Raw genomic sequence first — 16,724 nt, 5'->3', positions numbered from 1 at the left:
CCATGCGGAGGGCCACGTCCACTCATTCCGGCGGTCCGGCCCGCACGCGCCGCCGCTGAAAAAAGATCGGGATGCCGCCGGCGGGGCGGCATCCCGAGATGTCAGCTCAGAAACCGCACAGTTCGGACAGGCTCTTGGCCTCCCGATCGTCGTTCTGCGTCGGAGTCTGCGTCGGCCGCTTCGCGATCAGCTGGGACTTCGAGGGGGAGGAGGACGCCGAGACCCGGGGCGTGGTCGCGCCGGGCGTGGCGGGGGCGCCCGAGGGGGACGCGTTCGCCGCGACCGTACGGCGGTCGGCCATGGACTCGCGGATCGCCTTGAGCGTGAGCGTCCTGATCTTGTGCCAGTCCGGATTGCCCGGCCAGATCAGCGGCGGCACGAACTGCAGGCTGGTGATCTTGGCGTCCTTCACCTTCAACCCGAGCGGGACCAGGTGCTCCAGCAGATCGCGCGGAATGTCCGTACGGAACATGTGCCGGGTGGCAGTGGCGATCTTGGTGAAGTTGGTGAGCACGGTCGCCGGGTTGGCCTGCTGAGCGAGCGCACCGATGACGCAGCGCTGCCTGCCCATCCGGGAGAAGTCGTCGCTGTCCACCCGGGACCGTCCGTACCAGAGCACCTCCTCGCCGCTCAGCCTGCGATGGCCCGCCTTGATCGTGCCGGCCGTGCCGAACTTGCCGCCCCACTTGATGTCCCGCTCGACGCGGATCTGCAGACCGCCCATCGCGTCGATCAGCCGGGCGAAGCCGAACATGTCGACCATCGCGTAGTAGTCGATTTTCAGGCCCAGCGTGTGCCCGATCGCGTCCTTCAGAGCCTGCGGACCACGGTTCCGCCCACCCATCACCTGGGGGTTGTTGTCCGCGTAGTACCAGACGGCGTTGAGCAGGCCCTGCTCGGCGGTGAACCCGTTGGGGAACTGCTTGTGCAACGGACTACTGGCCGGGAAACGGACGTACTGCAGGTTGCGCGGCAGGCTGAACAGCACGGTGTTGCCGGTGGCGATGTTCACGCTGGCCACGGTCATGGAGTCGGTTCGCACGCTCTCCCGGTTGCCCGCCGCGTCCCCGCCGAGCAGGAGGAAGTTGATCCGCTTGCGGCCGTTCCACGGATCCTCGGCCCTGATGGGAACGTGGGTCGGCTGGCTCCCGTCGGAGGGGGCGCTGATGGCGTCGAGCGTCTCGCCCACCGCCTTGATCGCGCTCGCGGTCAGCGCGAAGGGCGCCATCACCGACACCGCCAGCACGCCGACGACGATGCCCGACACGATCTGGCCGTTCTGGGGCAGACGCTTGGGGCGCAGCGCGACGAAGGACAGGACCATCAGGGTGAACCACGCGAGCGCGCACACCCCCGAACCGATCATGATGGTCGTGAGCGTGCTCGACCTGATGACCGCGCCCGCGTCGCCCGTGAATCGCAGCCCGTAGAGCAGGATCGCGACCAGCACCACGCCGAACACGGCCAGCAGCACGAATCCGGTGCGCCGCCGGCCCGCCCGGAGATGGGCGGCGCCGGGGACCAGGGCGGACAGCGCGGTCCAGCCGATCAGCGAGGCGGTGGTCAGCGGCCGGGCGTAGCGGGGACCATGTGACCCCTGCCCCTGCCGGGACGGCCCGGGTGAAGGCCGCTGCGACGAGGGCCCCGGCGATGGAGGTCCCTGCCGGGGGCCGGGCGATCCAGGCGCCCGCTGTGCTCCATGCCTCTGCTGTGCGCCAGACCCCTGCTGTGCGCCAGACCCCTGCTGTGCTCCAGACCCCTGCTGTGCGCCGGGCCCCTGCTGTGGCCCGGGTCCTTGCTGGGGGCCCCGCTGCCCGCGCGTGCGCTGACCCTGCCGGCTCTGTCCGCTCGCGCGCTGCCCACGCTGGGCCGGGTCACGCGGTCCGGCTTCGCGTTGCTCCTGCCCTCGCTGCCGTGGCGCCTGGGGCGACTGGGGCGCCTGTGGCGCCTGTCGCGACGTCTGCGGCGGCTGCGGGGGCTCGCCACCCTGCCGTGGCTGTGGCTGGGGCCGTGGCTCTGGCCGTGGCTGTGACGTGTCGCGTCCCGCTCCGGACCGCTCCGGGCCCCTGCCCGCCGTCCGCCCCCTGGCCCGGCCCGACGATCGGCCCGTGTTCCGGCGCGCCGGGCGTTCCGGGCCGTCGGCTGGCTCAGCGGGCCCCTCGCCGCGCATGGTTCACCGCTCTCCACCCTCCGTGAAAACTTGGCTAGGGATTCTAGCCCCCATACCTGGACAAGATTGACATAAGCCAAATGCTGCGGCGTACCGTCAGGACACGTAGGACGAGCCCATGACCCACGTGTTGCACTGGTGGACCTTCGGCCGGGTGTAGCCCTGGCGGAACCACACCGCGTTGTTGCGCGTGCTGCCGTGGTCGCGCGGCCCGCCCGGCTGGTCCCCGATGTATCCGTACGCCCACAGAAGCGTGTTGCGCCGGGCCGGGGTGATCGGATAGCTGCGCTCAACGGAGCGCATGAACATGGCGCCGAAGCAGGTCGCCTGCAGCTCGTGCCGCCGGGTGAGGGCCAGTTGCGCGCTACGCGAGCTCGACTCCTGATAGCGCGCCCACCAGGAGTTCGAGATGCCGGTGAGGTGCTGGATGTGGTGGCCGTACTCGTGGCCCATCATGCTGATGATGATCCCGTTCCAGGATCCGAGCGGGCCGTACTCCTTGGCCATCGCCGAGGTCGAGGCGTAGATCGTGCTGTTGCTCGGGCAGTAGTACGGCACGTTGCTCCCGGGCATCGGATAGTCGCCGCAGGCGCCCCTGCCCCTGCTCTGGGCGATCATGTAGCCCGGGGCACTCCACTCGATCCCGACCCGCCTCAGCGCCGGGGCCCACGCCTGGCCCATGCACCTGCCGGTCTTCAGGATCAGCGCCTTGAACTGCGCGTGGTTGTAGATGCTCGCGTTGCCCGCCGGGCACTTCGGCCGGGCCAGCGAGCCGGCCTGATAGACCGTGTTGTTCTTCAGGGTGCGGTTCAGCCTCGGGGCCGGCTTCTCGGAGACGTCGTCCTCTCGGGTGGGCCGGGACGTGGGTCTCGCGGTCGGGGGCTCGGCGGCGGTCGGTTCGGCGGTGGCGGTCTCGGACGTGTGGGTCGGCAGCGCGATCGGCTGCCGCTTCGTCGCCTTCTGCACCGCGCCGATCACGACGATCACCAGGAACGTGAACGCCAGCACGCCGATCACCCCGCCGATGGTCGCCGCCGCGCTGGACTTGCGCTTGGGCGGCTGCCAGTTCGGCGCATGGCCGTACGGCGACCGCGGGCCGTACGGCGGGTGCGGCTGCCCCGGCGGCCACCCGGGCCGGGGCGGGCCGCCCGCGCCGGGCTGCTGGGGCCAGGGCTGAGAAGGCCCCGGCTGTGGCGGCCAGGGCTGCGGAGAGACGGGGGGCGGCGGGTAGGGCGGCCGACCGGGGAGACCGGGTTGAGCGGACCCGCCGGGCGGTGGCGGGTAGGGCGCGTTCGGCGGGGGGCCGGGCGGTGGAGCCGGAGGCGGAGCGGGTGGCGGGTAGGGCGCGCGGCCGGCGGGCGGCCGTCCCGGAGGGGGGTGCTGTCCCGGCGGATGGCCGGCCGGCGGGTACTGCGCGGGTGGCGGCTGGGGCGGTTGCTGATATGGCCCGACCGGATAAGGAGCGCGCCCGCGTGACGGCGGTGGTGGTGGAGGGTACTGCGACGCCAAGACTTTGCCCCCTTTACAGATTCGGGGCGAAATCATACTGATTTTCCGATCAGTCTTGGATGTCGCACTCGCTTGAGTACGATATGTAATCAGGCGAAGTGATCTCGGTAATGTTCCGGAATCGTTTGGCCGATCTGCCTTAGCTTTTTCGCATGAATCTGCAGCAGCTTCGTTACGTGGTGGCCACGGCGGAGCATCGCACCATGACTGACGCGGCCAAGTCGCTGTACATCGCGCAGCCGGCGCTTTCCCGTGCTATCCGGGATCTGGAACGCGAGCTCGGGGTGACGCTTTTCGCGCGTTCCGGCAGAGGGGTCGTCGTGACCGCGCACGGGCGCCAGGTCGTCAAACTGGCCAGGGAGGCGCTCGACGCGGTCAAGGAGATCGAGTTGCTCGCCCGGCAGTCCGCGGTGTCCTCTGACGACCTGCGCATCGCGGCGACCCCCAGCTTGGAGCCCGGTCTCGCCGGACGCCTGCTGCCCGCCTACGCGTCGCAGCATCCGGAGATCCGCGTGCGGATCGTGCGGTGTGACGGCCGGGAGGACGTGGTGAACGCGGTACGCAGGCAGCGGGCCGACCTCGGCCTCACCGATCTGCCGGTGCCGGCCGACCTGGTCAGCCATCCGTTCGAGCGGCAGGAGATCGTGCTGATCTCGCCTCCCGGCGCGGATCTGCCCGACCCCGTGCCGATGGCCAGATTGAACGGGATGCGCCTCGTGCTGCCGGCGCAGGGGACCGCCCGGCGCCGGGAGTTCGATCACACCTTCGCCGTGTACGGCATCCGGCCGCTGGCGACGGTGGAGTCGGACGAACGCCGCGGCTGGCTGCGCACGGTTCGTACGGGGAAGGCCTCGCTGCTGTGGTATCGCGGAATGGCCATGCGCGCGGAGCGGGCCGGACTGGTGGTCCGCTCACTCGATCCGCCGGTCACGAAGGTCATCGCCATGGTCCACACCCGGCGCAGGCTCCCCGCCACTGCGCAGGACTTCCTCATGCTGACGGAGGGTGGCTCAGCCGCCTGATTGGAGCGCTCCAAAAGCCATGAAGCGGACATCCGTAACTGTCGGTGCCGTTACCGCTCAGCCGTACATCACGGACAGGAAGCGGACGAGGACCGCCTCGCGGACCGGCGCCGGCAGCGCGTCGAGCACGGCGTTGACGGTCGCCATGGCGGGCTGTCCGGCACCACGCAGGTCGATGCCGACCGAGGCGGCGAGCTCGGCGAACGTTTCGTCGTCGAGCGTGTCGAGGTCGAACGAGGCGATCAGTTCGGGCAGGCCTTCCGGCACGGCGGCCGGACCACGCAGCCGGGCGGTCCCGGCCGCCGACGCGATCACCTCGAGCATGGCGTCGACCCCGGCCAGCGTGACCCCGGTGACCGTGATGTGCAGATTTGCCGGGATCCCCGCGTAGGAGAGCTGCGGCTGGAGGAACCAGCCCAGACGCCGCGCCTCGTCGGCCAGCACGAACACGTCGATCTCGGGAGATCCCGCGATCGCCACCAGCGACGCGTCCGGCTCGCCCAGCACCCGCAGCCCGGGGATGCCGCCGATCCCGGCGACGAGCCGCCGGGTCGCCGCCAGCGTCCTGCGGCCCAGCTCCAGATAGCCCTCGCGGCCGAGCGACTGGAGGGTGGCCCACGCCCCGCCGAGCGGCCCGGCCGAGCGTGAGCTCTGCACGGTCGCGTTGATGATCGTGTAACCGGGCCAGGCGGCCGACGCGAAGTACGCGGCGCGGCGCAGCTCGGCGTCCCGGAACAGCAGCACCGAGGCGCCCTTGGGCGCGTAGCCGAACTTGTGCAGGTCACAGGAGATCGAGGTCACCCCGGGAACGCCGAGATCGAAGGGCGGGATCGCCGCGCCCGCCTCGCGCAGCCAGGGCAGCAGCCAGCCGCCCACGCAGGCGTCGACGTGGCACGGCACCCCCCGCGAGGCGGCTAGCCCGGCGATCTCCGCCACCGGGTCGACGACGCCCTGGGGGTAGGCGGGGGCGGACGCCACGACCAGGGCCGTCCGCTCGTCGATCGCCTCGGCGACCGCGGGCACCGACGCACGGAACGTCTCGGCGTCGACCGGCACCGGCACGGTCTCCATGCCGAGGTAGTGCGCGGCCTTGTGGAACGCGGGATGCGCGGTGACCGGCAGCACCACGCGGTCGGCCCCCGGGCGGGCGTCCCGCGCCGCCTTCACGGCCAGCATGATCGACTCCGTGCCGCCGCTGGTGAAGATCCCGGGAGCGCCGGGCCGTCCGAGCAGCTCGGCGGCCGCGCCCACCACCTGCTTCTCCATCGCGACCATGCTGGGGAACGCCGTCGGGTCGAGCATGTTGACCTCGAGCATCTCGGCGTACGCCCGGTGTGCGGCGTCGTGCACCTCGGGCCGCCCGGTGTCGTAGACGTACGCGGTCACCCTGCCGCCGCGTACCGGCAGGTCGTCGGCCCGCAGCGCGGACAGCTCGGCGAGCAGTTCGGACGCGGGCCTGCCGTGCTCGGGAAGCATCGTGGTCTCTCCAGGGTGAGCTCAGGGGGGCGGCGGCGAGGAGCCGGTTCAGGCATCGGCGAGCGGGAGCCGTACGACCGCGCGCAGCCCGGGGGCGGCGTCCTCGAGATGGACGGTACCGCCATGGGCCATGAATCGATCGTTACGAGGCGTCGTCAGCCGGCTTCGAGAACGAAGAACAAGAAGCTCAGGAACCTCGTGCCGGTGATCTCACGGAACTCCTCGGGGAACACCTCGCGGGCTTCCGGCACGAACGGCGGTTCGCTGATGACGCTGATGCGAAAGCCGGCCGCGGTGAAGGCTTCGGTCATCGCGTGCAGCGGCCGGTCCCAGAAGCTCACCTGGGCGGTCTGCCCGCCCATGGTCCATTCTTGGGTCCGGTTACGGGTCTCGAAGTACGTGGGCTTTTCCCCGGCCATGTGCTGCATGAGGGTGCTCATGAACGGGTGATCGACCGAGATGAGGAGCCTGCCACCACGCCTCAGCACGCGTCGCAGCTCGGCCAGTGTCGGTCCCCAGTCTTTCAGGTAGTGCAGCACCAGGGACGCGATGACGTCGTCGAACGCGTCGTCGGGGAAGGGCAGTGGGCCGGCCAGGTCGACGACCCGAAGATCCGCGTCGGCGCCCAGCCGCCGTCGGGCCAGCTCCAGCATCCCGGCGCTCGCGTCGACGCCGGTCACGATGGCGCCTCTATCGCGCAACACGGAGAACAGCGGACCCGAGCCGCAGCCGGCGTCGAGGATGCGCCTTCCGGTCACGTCCCCGGCGAGCTCCAGCATCGCGGGCCGCTCGTAGTACGCGTTGAGGAGACCGGTCTCGTTCTCGGCCGTGTACCCCTCGGCGAGCATGTCGTAGTCGTTGAATCGCGACGAAGACGCGGCCTCGACATGCATCTCGGGCATAGAAGACATGCGGGCCATTGTGACGCAGCCGGTGCAGCGCCGGGGGTCAGCGCCCGGTCGTGCCGTCGATCAGTTCGCGGAGGATGCCCGCGTGGCCCGCGTGACGTCCGCTCTCCTCGATCACGTGGGTGAGGGCCCAGCGGACGCTGGGAGCGGGGCGTCCCGGCCGCGGTCGAGGGACCGGTGCGTCGAGGTCGGTGCCCGGGATCGTCGTGATCTCATGCGGAATCGATCGGATACGCCGATGACCTGTGATAACGCAGGATCCCCCGACCGAGGTCTCGGTATTATCACGATCTTGGATCATGGCCGGGGACGGTTCACGGCTCGGGTGCCGGCGAGGGACTACGGCCGTTGCTCGCATCGTCGGCTCCCGCGTCCAGCTCGGCGATGCCGGTGTTGTGGTCGCGGAGCATGCGCATGACGGTGCCAGAGGAGGGGGGCCGGCCCCTCTTGGCCCCCACGCCGGGTGCCCCGGTCTTGGCCTCGGCTGCCACTCCTTCGCCGGACAGGAGGCGATCAATGAGGGCCTTAAGCGTCTTGGCGTCGTCCGGGCCGAGCCGGTCCAGCAGGTGACGTCGGGTGGCCGTCTCCAGTGTCGGCAACGTCGCGTTGATCGTGTGCCTGCCTGCCGGGCGTAGCGCGACCTCCATCCCGTTCGGAAGCTTGTCGCGGGTCACGTAGCCGCGGTCGGCCATCCGGGTCAGCAGGTGCGACAGCCGCGTCCGGTCCCAGCCGAGGGCGGCGGCGAGGGCGTTCTGCCGCAGACTCCCGCCGGACTCGTGCAGGCAGGCCAAGACGCTCAATTCCGACTCGGAGACGCCGGACGCCGCGGTGGTTTCGGCGATGACGGCGGCACGGACCATCTCATGGGCGCGTTTCCATCGCAGCCACAGCTCAGTCGCCTCACCCGGCCCAACTGTTGACATATCAACACCTTCTTTTCTAGTGTTCGACCCGACCAGACGGCTCGATGTACAAGGACTTCTCCGATGCTCGATCCTCGGCGGCACTACGCCGGCCTGCGCCTGGTGGCGCTACTACCCCTCCTTCTGTTCCTCCCTGCCGTGATCGCCTTCTTCACGGACCCGGAGGTGGCGTGGGGAGAATACCTGGGTGTCTTCTTCCACCTCTCGATCCTCTTTCTGGTATCGCGCCTGGAGGCGGCGCCCTGGGCCAAAGCCGCGGGCTACGGCTGGGTGGCACTCGACGTACTCGCCGGCATCCTGATGATCAACGCGATCGAGTACGACACAGCCTGGGCGGTCCGGCTCGGCGGCCACGTCCTCGCCGGTGTCTGGATTGTGGCGAGTTCCCTGGTCAGCCGTTCCTGGCCGGTCCGCGTGGTCGGCGTCATCACCGGCGTCTGGCTCGGCGGCTACTCCTTCGTCGGCACCCTTCTCGCTGAGGAATTCCTGCGCCCGGCCGGAATCATGATCCTGGTCTGGTTCGCCCTCCTGGCGATTTTCCACCGCGACGATCCCGGGCACCCGGTGGCACCGACCAGCCCCGCACCGGCGGTTCGATCCGCTCCTCGCGCAGATGCTTGAGCAACTCCTCTCGCACCCGCTCGGGCCGTCGCTCGGCGTGCGCGACGTGCTCGGCCGGCCAGACCGCCAGCTTCGTCGCATCTGCGGTCGTACAGGTGCGAAAGCCCAGGTGCGTGCGGATCTGACTGCGGTGGTACTTGATCGTCGAGCCGGACCACTCGTAGAAGCCGAGCTCTGAGGCGGGAACCTGAACCCGCTTGGCCACATGCTCGACCACGTCGTCCGGCAGAACTGAACGACCGCGCGGCAACCGGCCGTGCTGCGTGCAGAACTTCAGCAAGATCGCGAAGCCGAGTCGCGTGGCGTCGCGCTTTCCGGCGATAAGGTCGCCCTCTTCGTCCGGGATCGTCCCGTGCTCGACCAGCTCGTCGACGTGCATCCAGGTTCGGGGCACCTGCGCCAGCGCCTGAATGAACCCTCCAGGTCGGTGGCACGTCCCTTCGGTATGAAGAGATCGCGTTTGACCGTCATCGCGCTGCTCGCGTCGTTGTGCGCCTGCGGCCAGTCCGGTGCCGGTCCGATGTTCGCTGTGGCCTCGACCGAGACGATCGTGTTACCACGGGCCGATCAGCCCACACCGCATCGGCCCACCCTGGAGCGGCTCAAACGAGAGGCGGCGTCGTCGGGCCGACCCCTGGAGGAGGTCGTCAAACGGTACGCGGCCCGGGTGGCCGCTACCTCGTCCCCCAGGCCGACGGACTTCGACGGTTACGACCCCGCGGTGACCGAACCGGACGTGACGATCGACGGCATTCCCTACGCCGAGCTGGTCGACATCGGGACCATCGCCAAATCGGAGGGCATCTCCTATGAGGAGGCCATCGACCGCTTCGGCGCACAGTCGTCCAACAGCCGGGTGATCGACAAACTCAATGCGGAGTTCCCTGACGAGATCTCCGGCGTCGGATACGTCGACGACCATCGGGGGCTGCGCGTCGGCTTCAAGGGTCCCATCCCGGCTCGCGCGATCGAGCTGGCCAGGACCCTCCCCATGGAGGTCACCCTGATCGGCGGCAAGGGATTCTCCACCGCGGAGCTCCGGCGGGCCCAGGACACGGTCGTCTCCTGGCTCCGATCCCGTCCCGAGGTGGCCACGATGACGGCGCACCCGGATGACGAGACCGGCCAGGTCAAGGTCACCGTTCAGCCGAAGGTGATGCCGGACGATGCCGAGGAGTTCAAGCGTGGGCTTCAGCTCCCGCAGCCGGACAATCCGCACATCACCGTCGAAGTCACGCTCTCCGCGGGGCCATCGCGTGGTCTCGCTTCACATCTAATGACATAACCGCCTAAGTTGCTGCCCGCGGCGGAGATTTGTCGCTAATGTTGCCGCGAACCTCTCACTAGGTGGTGTGCATGCGGCACTTCTTCGGGCTGCTGCTGGGCGTTTTCGTCGCCGCGGCCCTGCTCCTCGGTGGCGGATGGGCCTCCCAGGAGGTGATTCGAGGCGCGGTGCAGAACGTCGATCCGATCAAGGAACCCCGCATGCTGATCGCGATCGGTGTGATGGTGGCCGTGGGTCTGCTGCTCGGGCTGGTCCTGGTGGGCCGGGTGTCCCCGCTGGCGACGTTCATCCCGTCGATGGCGCTGCTCGCCTGGACCGTTGTCTATGTCCTGGACGTCTCGCGGGCCGCGTCCCTCGCCCCCACCGGCGCCTCCGTGCACCATGAGCTCGCCCAGGCGGGACAGGGGACGCTCACCCTGCTGTCCAGCGGGGTCTACGCCATGGTCGGCATCGCGCTGTTCCTCCCGGTGCTGATGCCGTCCCGATGGGCGCGCCAGGTCGGGAGCGAGGAGGAAGAAGAGGACGAGGAGGGCCTCGGCTTCTGAGCCTCCGCTATCGGGGCTCGCCGGTCGGCGACGCGCCGTTGCGGTAGAGGTGCGCCACCACGTCCTCGATCGAGGTCTCGCCCGGCACGGTGGCCAGCAGCTCGCCGACCGTGCCGTCGAAGGCGAGCCTGCCGTGGTCGATCAGCAGCACCCGGCGGCACAGCCGTTCGACGTCGCCCAGGTCGTGGGTGGTGAGCAGGACCGTGGTGCCGTACTCGGCGTTGCGCCGCCGCAGGAAGTCGCGCACTCCCGCCTTGCTGACGATGTCGAGGCCGATCGTCGGCTCGTCGAGGACGAGCACCGCCGGGTCGTGGAGCAGCGCCGCCGCGAGGTCGCCGCGCATCCGCTGACCGAGGCTGAGCTGCCGGACCGGGGTCGTCAGGAACCCGGCCATGTCGAGGAGAGTGGTCAACTCGTCCAGCCGCTCCCGGAACGGCTTTCGATCTACTTTGTAAAGGAGGCGGATCAGTTCGAAGCTGTCCCTCAGCGGCAGATCCCACCACAGCGTGGTCCGCTGGCCGAAGACCACGCCGATCCGCCGGGCGAGAGCCGTACGACGGCGGGTGGGGTCGAGGCCGGCCACGGTGACCCGGCCCGACGTCGGCGACAGGATGCCGGTGAGCATCTTGATCGTCGTGGATTTGCCGGCGCCGTTCGGGCCCAGGCAGCCGACGAACTCCCCGGCCTCGATGCGGAAGGACAGGTCCCGTACGGCATGCACGACGCGGCCGCGCACCTTGAAGGCGCGGCCGAGACCGGCGGCCTCGATCATGGTCAGCTCCCCGTCGATCGGTAGCGGCGGATCCCGGCGCGCCAGGCGAGCGCGGCGACGAGCGCCAGCGCGACGGCGGCGGCCGGGGAGAGGAAACGCACCCAGTGCGGCAGGCCGAGCGGGTCGTCGCGACCGAGCACGTACAGACCCGGCTGCCAGTTGACGAACGCCAGCGGCAGGATGAACGTGACACCCCGGACGATGTGGTCGCCGTAGACGCTCAGCGGATACTGGGTGAGCATGCCGCCCCCGTAGGTGAACGCGTTGGCGACCTCGGGGGCGTCGGTGAGCAGGAACTGGACGGCGCCGCCGAGGGCCCAGACGGACGTGAAGATCACGATGCCGCAGACGACCATCACCGGGATCATCCAGGCGCGGCTGGCCGGCACGTCCAGCCGGGGCAGCGCGATGCCCAGCACGACGGCCGCCTGGGCCACCCGGCCGATCCGATGCGGCATGAACCGGTCGGCGGCCACCTGTACGAACGGGCTCACCGGCCGGATCAGCATCGCGTCGAGGGTGCCGGCCCTGATGTGCTCGCTGATCCGGTCGACGTTGCTGAACAGCAGGTCGGCGATGGCGAAGGCCAGGCCGGCCGAGCCGTACAGGAACATGACCTCGGTGAGGCCGAAGCCGCCGAGCGAGGAGGTGTTCGCGAAGATCACCCAGATCACGGCGATGTCGAGGCCGCTCACGACGAACCCGCCGACGGTCATGAGGGCGAACGAGAGCGGGTACTGCGCGGCGGCCCTGGTCCACGTCCACACGAGCAGCGCGTAGGTTCTAACCACGGGGACCTCCCGCTTCGGCGGCGCCCGCGGGTCGCTCAGCCACCCTGGATCACCACCTTCCGCCGGGCGGCGGCCGTGAGGGCCGCGCCCAGCCCGAGCAGCACGGCCGCCCACAGGCACTGGAACGCCAGGGCCCCCGCCAGGCCGCCGGTCCGGTCGCCGATCCTGCCCAGGTACACGTCGGCGGGCACCTGCACCATCGCGGCCCAGGGCAGCGAGCGGGCGAGCGAACCGAGCCACCCGGGGAAGATCACCAAGGGCAGCATCATCCCGCTGAAGAACGTGGTGAGCACCATCGACATCACGTTGAGGCCCCGGTCGTCCAGCACCCAGCAGGCGGCGAGCGCGATCAGGTAGCGCCAGCCGAAGCTGACGACGACGGCGAGGACGAGGCACACCAGGAAGGCGGCCGCCTCGGCCGGCGGCTCGATCCCGAACAGCAGCGCGCCGGCGAGCGTGGGCGGGAGGCCGCGGGCGAGGAAGAGGTAGGCGGCCCGGCCCAGGTCCTCCGACAGGGTCCACATCTGCAGGGGCGCCGGGCGGACGAGATCGAGCGCGATGTCGCCGCTGCGGATGCGCCGGGGGAGCTCCAGACCCCCGCCGAACAGCTGCATCGGCCCGATGAACGCCTGGGTGAGGAAGCAGAAGGTGACGGCGTCGCCCACGTCGTAGCCGCCGAGCCCCGGCCGGGACTCCCACAGGGCGATCAGCACGTACGCGCGCAGCACCCCGAAGACGGTGTTGGTGAGCGCGCCGGCCGCCGCCGCGCCCCAGTAGGTCGCGTGCCTGCGGAAGCCGTACCGGACGAGTCGCAGATAGAGGAAGAAGGCAGGACACCTCCCAAAGTCGGGCCCGGGGGATCGGGCGGTCGGGGTCGGGCGGTCGGGGTCGGACGGTCCGGAGTCTGGCGGTCGAGAGTCTGGCGGTCGGGAGTCTGGCGGTCCGGAGTCGGCGGGGAGATCAGGACGCGTCGGTCCGGACCGTGTGGTCCGGGGAGTGGCTCGAGGGGTGGTCCGGGCGCGTGGTCCGGACCGTGGAGATCGTAAATCATCATGCGGCCGCGTGCACTTGATTACCGAGCGCTTTCCTGGGCAGCGGGAAGCACAGGGGGATGTCCTGCCCACAGGGCTCCCACCAGGAGCGTTACCTGACCGTAACCAGTCTGTGAGGGGGGTGAAACATACCGACCGGTAGAACCGTTACCTATACGGGAATGTCCCTTTTGGGAGGTTTTGAATGGGTGACGAGCTGAACCGTGATGTTCATCCTGATTACCCCGTGAGCTGGCAGGCGGCCGCCCTCAACGGACTGCTCCGGGGGACGATGAAGCCGATGACCAGCATCCTCCTCCGCAACACCACGGGCATGACGGTCGCCAGCCGGGTGATGGGCCTGGGCGAGCGCGTGCCGGGCATCCTTCCCAAGCACGTGACCATAGAACAGGAGAGGTTCGGCGCCTGCTCCGGCGAGTGGGTGCGCGCCGGCGACGGCATGGACGAGGGCAAGGTCCTGCTCTACTTCCACGGTGGTGCGTACTTCCTGTGCTCGGCCGCCACGCATCGCCCGATCACCTGGCGGCTGTCGCTCACGGCCGGGCGGCCGGTGCTCTCCCTCGACTACCGGCAGGGACCGGTCCACTCGCTCGCCGAGTCGCTCTCCGACGCGCTCGCCGCCTATGAGTGCCTGCTCGATCGCGGGTACGCTCCTGAGGACATCCTGCTGGCCGGCGACTCCGCCGGCGGCCATCTCACCCTGGCCAGCCTGCTCGCCCTGCGCGACAGGGGCATGCCCCTGCCCGCGGCCGGCGTATGCCTTTCCCCCTGGACCGACCTGAGCAGCTCGCGCCGCAGGGTGAACCACTGGAGCGACCCCATGCTTCCCGCCGGGCGCGTGGACTGGCTCGCCCGCCGCTGGACCGACGGCCTCGACCCGCTCGACCCCCTCGTATCCCCCGTCTACGGCGACTACACCGGCATCCCGCCACTGATGATCGTGACGGGTTCGACGGAGGTCCTGCGCGATGAGGGCCACCGGGTCGCGCTGAGCGCGCGGGAGAACGGCGTGCCGGTGACCTACGAGGAGTGGCGCCGGATGCCCCACGTCTTCCCGATCCTCGCCGACCTCCTCCCCGAGGCCCGCATGGTGTTCAAGCACATCTCCCGATTCTTCGACGCCGTCGAGTCGGCCGGCCGCGCCGGAACCGCCGTCCGCTCCGAGAGCGAAGCCGCCGCCTGAACCGGGCCGAGTCGGCCTGCGCCTGCAGCGGGCCGGGGGTGGTCTGGTGCATTCTTGGTCGGGTGGACGCAGCTCTCGAACTCAACGATGTGACAATCCGTGTGGTCGGCCGGACGCTCGTCTCCGGGGCGGACTGGCGGGTCGAGTACGGCCAGCACTGGGTGATCCTCGGCCCCAACGGGGCGGGGAAGACCACGATGCTCTCGGTCGCGGCAGCCGTACGGCACCCGAGCTCGGGCACCGTAACCGTGCTCGGCCGGCGGCTCGGCCGGGTCGACCTGCGGGAGCTGCGGCGGGACATCGGGCTGGTGGCGGCCAGCCAGCGGCTCGTCGACGAGGCACTGCTCGAGGAGGAGGCGGCCGACGCGCTCACCGTCGTACTGACCGGGCACACCGGGACCAGCGCCCCGCTCTGGGACAGGTACGGCGAAGCCGAGCGGGAGCGGGCCGAGCGGCTGCTGGCCGACCTCGGCTGCAAGGACCTGGGGGACCGGCCGTTCCGGGTGTGCTCGCAGGGGGAGCGGGCCAGGATCCGGGTGGCCCGGGCGCTGATGGCCGACCCGGCGATCCTGCTGCTGGACGAGCCGTTCGCGGGCCTCGACCTGCCCGCCCGCGAGGACCTGATCGAGGCGCTGGAGGATCTCGCCGCGGCCCGGCCCGGCCTGACGACCGTGCTGGTCACCCACCACCTGGAGGAGGTGCCGGCGACCACCACCCACGCGCTGCTCATGAAGGACACCCGCATCGTCGCGGCCGGTCCGGTGCGTGAGGTGCTGACCGGGGCCAACCTCTCCGACTGCTTCGGGCGGCGGCTGCGGCTCGACACGGTGGACGGCCGCTGGTACGCACGCGCGCTGCGCTCCTCCGCGTGAGGAGACCCGCGTGAGGAGACCCGTGAAGAGACCCGCGTGAGGAGATCCGTGTGAGGCGACGCGTGTGAGGGACCCCGCCGCGGTCCGTCGGGTCCGGGAGTGACCCGCGGTTCCGCGGCGGGGCCGGTTTCGACCTGCTGCCGTGCGCTGCCCGTGCGAGTTAGTGAGCCTCGGCGAACTGCGACTCCTCGGTGGAGCCCTTGAGGGCCGTGGTCGAGGAGTCCGGCGCGATGGCCGTGCTGACCAGGTCGAAGTATCCGGTGCCGACCTCGCGCTGGTGGCGGGTGGCGGTGTAGCCGCGCCGCTCGGCGGCGAACTCCGCCTCCTGCAGCCCGACGTAGGCCGTCATGCCCTCGTCGGCGTAGCCCCTGGCGAGGTCGAACATCGAGTAGTTCAGCGAGTGGAAGCCGGCCAGCGTGATGAACTGGAACTTGTACCCCATGTGGCCGAGCTCCCGCTGGAACTTCGCGATCGTGGAGTCGTCGAGGTGCTTCTTCCAGTTGAACGACGGCGAGCAGTTGTAGGCGAGCATCTGGTCGGGGTACTCGGCCTTGATGGCCTCGGCGAACTCCCTGGCCACGTCGAGATCGGGCGTGGAGGTCTCCATCCACAGCAGGTCCGAGTACGGGGCGTAGGCGAGGCCGCGTGCGATGCAGGCCGCCACGCCGTTGCGGACCCGGTAGAAGCCCTCGGCGGTGCGGTCGCCGGTGACGAAGGCCTGGTCGCGGGGGTCGACATCACTGGTCAGCAGCGTCGCGGCCTGGGCGTCGGTCCGCGCGATGATCAGTGAGGGGACGTCCGCGACGTCGGCGGCCAGGCGGGCCGCGTTGAGGGTCTTGATGTGCTGGCCGGTCGGGATCAGCACCTTGCCGCCCAGGTGGCCGCACTTCTTCTCGGAGGCGAGCTGGTCCTCCCAGTGGACGCCGGCGGCGCCCGCGGCGATCATCGCCTTCATCAGCTCGAACGCGTTGAGCACGCCGCCGAAGCCCGCCTCGGCGTCGGCCACGATCGGGGCCAGCCAGTAGGGGGCGTTCTCGTCGTCCTCCGACCAGCTGATCTGGTCGGCGCGCAGCAGCGCGTTGTTGATGCGCCGGACCACGGCCGGCACCGAGTTGGCGGGGTAGAGGCTCTGGTCCGGGTAGGTGTGCCCGCTCAGGTTGGCGTCGGCGGCGACCTGCCAGCCGGACAGGTAGATGGCCTTCAGACCGGCCTTCACCTGCTGCACGGCCTGGTTGCCGGTGAGCGCCCCCAGCGAGTGGACGTAGTCCCGGGTGTGGAGCAGGTGCCAGAGCCGCTTGGCCCCCAGCCGGGCCAGCGTGTGCTCCTCCTGGACGGAACCTCGCAGCCGGATCACGTCCTCGGCGGTGTAGGTCCGCTCGATGCCCTTCCACCTGGGGTTGGTCTCCCAATCCTGCTGCAACTGCCGGGCGGCAGCGGCGATGCGATCCGACATGTCCAGATCACTCCCTTGTTGCGTGCTCTGTCGTCACCTGGGGCTTGCTTCCGAGTCTGTTGCCCCGAAGAGAGATCAACAAGGACATCTGTCACGGAAGAACGCAAAATATTCTGCTAACACGAAGATTCGACAGTATTCA

The 16,724-nt window shown here is 69.9% G+C and carries 19 protein-coding genes; 8 read left to right on the top strand and 11 right to left on the bottom strand.

Features of this window, described 5'->3' with window-relative positions; translation table 11 throughout:
- Nucleotides 1-106: 106 nt before the first annotated feature.
- Nucleotides 107-1,474, bottom strand: a complete 1,368-nt coding sequence (locus AP234_RS06730) for an LCP family protein (protein WP_235557996.1) — start codon at nt 1,472-1,474, stop codon at nt 107-109.
- 225 nt (nt 1,475-1,699) lie between these two features.
- Between AP234_RS06730 and AP234_RS38415 the strand changes: the two genes are divergently transcribed.
- The gene (locus AP234_RS38415) at nt 1,700-2,032 is read left to right on the top strand and encodes a hypothetical protein (RefSeq protein ID WP_235557995.1); all 333 of its coding nucleotides are present in this window, start codon (nt 1,700-1,702) and stop codon (nt 2,030-2,032) included.
- A 234-nt stretch (nt 2,033-2,266) separates the two neighbouring features.
- On the opposite strand, the gene AP234_RS37820 is transcribed toward AP234_RS38415, so the two are convergent.
- Nucleotides 2,267-3,187 carry a neutral zinc metallopeptidase gene (locus AP234_RS37820; protein ID WP_200926253.1) on the bottom strand — a complete coding sequence of 307 codons (921 nt, stop codon included), beginning with the start codon at nt 3,185-3,187 and terminating at the stop codon, nt 2,267-2,269.
- On the opposite strand from AP234_RS37820, the gene AP234_RS37815 reads away from it, so the two are divergent.
- Together AP234_RS37815 and AP234_RS06720 are read left to right on the top strand one after the other, a co-directional pair.
- The gene (locus AP234_RS37815; protein ID WP_200926252.1) at nt 3,165-3,347 is read left to right on the top strand and encodes a hypothetical protein; all 183 of its coding nucleotides are present in this window, start codon (nt 3,165-3,167) and stop codon (nt 3,345-3,347) included. The two genes, AP234_RS37820 and AP234_RS37815, sit on opposite strands and share 23 nt — an antisense overlap.
- A 484-nt stretch (nt 3,348-3,831) precedes the next feature.
- Nucleotides 3,832-4,701 (top strand): LysR family transcriptional regulator, encoded by an 870-nt coding sequence (locus tag AP234_RS06720; protein WP_055478642.1) that lies wholly within the window; start codon nt 3,832-3,834, stop codon nt 4,699-4,701.
- 57 nt (nt 4,702-4,758) lie between these two features.
- On the opposite strand, the gene AP234_RS06715 is transcribed toward AP234_RS06720, so the two are convergent.
- The 4 genes from AP234_RS06715 to AP234_RS06705 all read right to left on the bottom strand — a co-directional run bounded on the left by AP234_RS06715 (nt 4,759) and on the right by AP234_RS06705 (nt 8,008).
- The gene (locus AP234_RS06715; protein ID WP_055478641.1) at nt 4,759-6,177 is read right to left on the bottom strand and encodes a pyridoxal phosphate-dependent decarboxylase family protein; all 1,419 of its coding nucleotides are present in this window, start codon (nt 6,175-6,177) and stop codon (nt 4,759-4,761) included.
- Between the two features lie 155 nt (nt 6,178-6,332).
- Nucleotides 6,333-7,097, bottom strand: a complete 765-nt coding sequence (locus AP234_RS06710; protein WP_055478640.1) for a class I SAM-dependent methyltransferase — start codon at nt 7,095-7,097, stop codon at nt 6,333-6,335.
- Nucleotides 7,098-7,125: 28 nt separating this feature from the next.
- The gene (locus tag AP234_RS39415) at nt 7,126-7,386 is read right to left on the bottom strand and encodes a DUF664 domain-containing protein (RefSeq protein ID WP_431998197.1); all 261 of its coding nucleotides are present in this window, start codon (nt 7,384-7,386) and stop codon (nt 7,126-7,128) included.
- Between the two features lie 13 nt (nt 7,387-7,399).
- Entirely contained in the window at nt 7,400-8,008 is a 609-nt protein-coding gene (locus AP234_RS06705; protein WP_083501840.1) for a MarR family winged helix-turn-helix transcriptional regulator, read from the bottom strand.
- 63 nt (nt 8,009-8,071) lie between these two features.
- On the opposite strand from AP234_RS06705, the gene AP234_RS06700 reads away from it, so the two are divergent.
- Complete coding sequence (locus AP234_RS06700) at nt 8,072-8,629, top strand: hypothetical protein (protein ID WP_055478639.1); 558 nt, start codon at nt 8,072-8,074, stop codon at nt 8,627-8,629.
- Here the strand turns inward: AP234_RS06700 and AP234_RS34680 are convergent.
- On the bottom strand, nt 8,511-9,008 hold the full coding sequence (locus AP234_RS34680; RefSeq protein WP_152990271.1) for a DUF4158 domain-containing protein: 498 nt from the start codon (nt 9,006-9,008) through the stop codon (nt 8,511-8,513). The genes AP234_RS06700 and AP234_RS34680 overlap by 119 nt on opposite strands.
- A gap of 81 nt (nt 9,009-9,089) precedes the next feature.
- Between AP234_RS34680 and AP234_RS06695 the strand changes: the two genes are divergently transcribed.
- A complete protein-coding gene (locus AP234_RS06695) occupies nt 9,090-9,914 on the top strand; it encodes a hypothetical protein (RefSeq protein WP_055478638.1) in 825 nt (274 codons plus the stop codon).
- 71 nt (nt 9,915-9,985) lie between these two features.
- Nucleotides 9,986-10,459: a hypothetical protein gene (locus AP234_RS06690; RefSeq protein WP_055478637.1), complete on the top strand. Its 474-nt coding sequence runs from the start codon at nt 9,986-9,988 to the stop codon at nt 10,457-10,459.
- Nucleotides 10,460-10,466: 7 nt separating this feature from the next.
- Here AP234_RS06690 and AP234_RS06685 read toward each other — a convergent pair whose 3' ends face one another.
- From AP234_RS06685 to AP234_RS06675, 3 genes are read right to left on the bottom strand one after another with little or no spacing between them, the layout of a single operon-like run.
- The gene (locus AP234_RS06685) at nt 10,467-11,231 is read right to left on the bottom strand and encodes an ATP-binding cassette domain-containing protein (protein WP_055478636.1); all 765 of its coding nucleotides are present in this window, start codon (nt 11,229-11,231) and stop codon (nt 10,467-10,469) included.
- 2 nt (nt 11,232-11,233) lie between these two features.
- Complete coding sequence (locus AP234_RS06680) at nt 11,234-12,022, bottom strand: ABC-2 family transporter protein (RefSeq protein ID WP_083501838.1); 789 nt, start codon at nt 12,020-12,022, stop codon at nt 11,234-11,236.
- Nucleotides 12,023-12,057: 35 nt separating this feature from the next.
- Nucleotides 12,058-12,750 (bottom strand): ABC transporter permease, encoded by a 693-nt coding sequence (locus AP234_RS06675; protein WP_431998195.1) that lies wholly within the window; start codon nt 12,748-12,750, stop codon nt 12,058-12,060.
- A 508-nt stretch (nt 12,751-13,258) separates the two neighbouring features.
- Between AP234_RS06675 and AP234_RS06670 the strand changes: the two genes are divergently transcribed.
- Together AP234_RS06670 and AP234_RS06665 are read left to right on the top strand one after the other, a co-directional pair.
- The gene (locus AP234_RS06670) at nt 13,259-14,257 is read left to right on the top strand and encodes an alpha/beta hydrolase (protein WP_055478635.1); all 999 of its coding nucleotides are present in this window, start codon (nt 13,259-13,261) and stop codon (nt 14,255-14,257) included.
- Nucleotides 14,258-14,319: 62 nt separating this feature from the next.
- A complete protein-coding gene (locus AP234_RS06665; RefSeq protein ID WP_235557994.1) occupies nt 14,320-15,129 on the top strand; it encodes an ATP-binding cassette domain-containing protein in 810 nt (269 codons plus the stop codon).
- 160 nt (nt 15,130-15,289) lie between these two features.
- Here the strand turns inward: AP234_RS06665 and aceA are convergent, their stop codons facing one another.
- Nucleotides 15,290-16,582: an isocitrate lyase gene (gene aceA, locus AP234_RS06660; protein ID WP_055478633.1), complete on the bottom strand. Its 1,293-nt coding sequence runs from the start codon at nt 16,580-16,582 to the stop codon at nt 15,290-15,292.
- Nucleotides 16,583-16,724: the final 142 nt, after the last annotated feature.

This window comes from Sphaerimonospora mesophila (genome assembly GCF_001417795.1).
Classification (GTDB): Bacteria; Actinomycetota; Actinomycetes; order Streptosporangiales; family Streptosporangiaceae; genus Sphaerimonospora; species Sphaerimonospora mesophila.
The sequence above is the reverse complement of the archived record's forward strand: the minus strand, read 5'-3'. Positions and strand labels throughout refer to the sequence as shown.

What these genes read in the sequence shown, in the direction of transcription:
- AP234_RS06690 (WP_055478637.1), top strand. Translation starts at nt 9,986, where the DNA reads ATGCGGCACTTCTTCGGGCTGCTGCTGGGCGTTTTCGTCGCCGCGGCC.
- AP234_RS06715 (WP_055478641.1), bottom strand. Translation starts at nt 6,177, where the DNA reads ATGCTTCCCGAGCACGGCAGGCCCGCGTCCGAACTGCTCGCCGAGCTG.
- AP234_RS06685 (WP_055478636.1), bottom strand. Translation starts at nt 11,231, where the DNA reads ATGATCGAGGCCGCCGGTCTCGGCCGCGCCTTCAAGGTGCGCGGCCGC.
- AP234_RS06670 (WP_055478635.1), top strand. Translation starts at nt 13,259, where the DNA reads ATGGGTGACGAGCTGAACCGTGATGTTCATCCTGATTACCCCGTGAGC.
- AP234_RS06700 (WP_055478639.1), top strand. Translation starts at nt 8,072, where the DNA reads ATGCTCGATCCTCGGCGGCACTACGCCGGCCTGCGCCTGGTGGCGCTA.
- AP234_RS06710 (WP_055478640.1), bottom strand. Translation starts at nt 7,097, where the DNA reads ATGGCCCGCATGTCTTCTATGCCCGAGATGCATGTCGAGGCCGCGTCT.
- AP234_RS38415 (WP_235557995.1), top strand. Translation starts at nt 1,700, where the DNA reads ATGCCTCTGCTGTGCGCCAGACCCCTGCTGTGCGCCAGACCCCTGCTG.
- AP234_RS34680 (WP_152990271.1), bottom strand. Translation starts at nt 9,008, where the DNA reads ATGCACGTCGACGAGCTGGTCGAGCACGGGACGATCCCGGACGAAGAG.
- AP234_RS06705 (WP_083501840.1), bottom strand. Translation starts at nt 8,008, where the DNA reads ATGTCAACAGTTGGGCCGGGTGAGGCGACTGAGCTGTGGCTGCGATGG.
- AP234_RS39415 (WP_431998197.1), bottom strand. Translation starts at nt 7,386, where the DNA reads ATGATCCAAGATCGTGATAATACCGAGACCTCGGTCGGGGGATCCTGC.
- AP234_RS06720 (WP_055478642.1), top strand. Translation starts at nt 3,832, where the DNA reads ATGAATCTGCAGCAGCTTCGTTACGTGGTGGCCACGGCGGAGCATCGC.
- aceA (WP_055478633.1), bottom strand. Translation starts at nt 16,582, where the DNA reads ATGTCGGATCGCATCGCCGCTGCCGCCCGGCAGTTGCAGCAGGATTGG.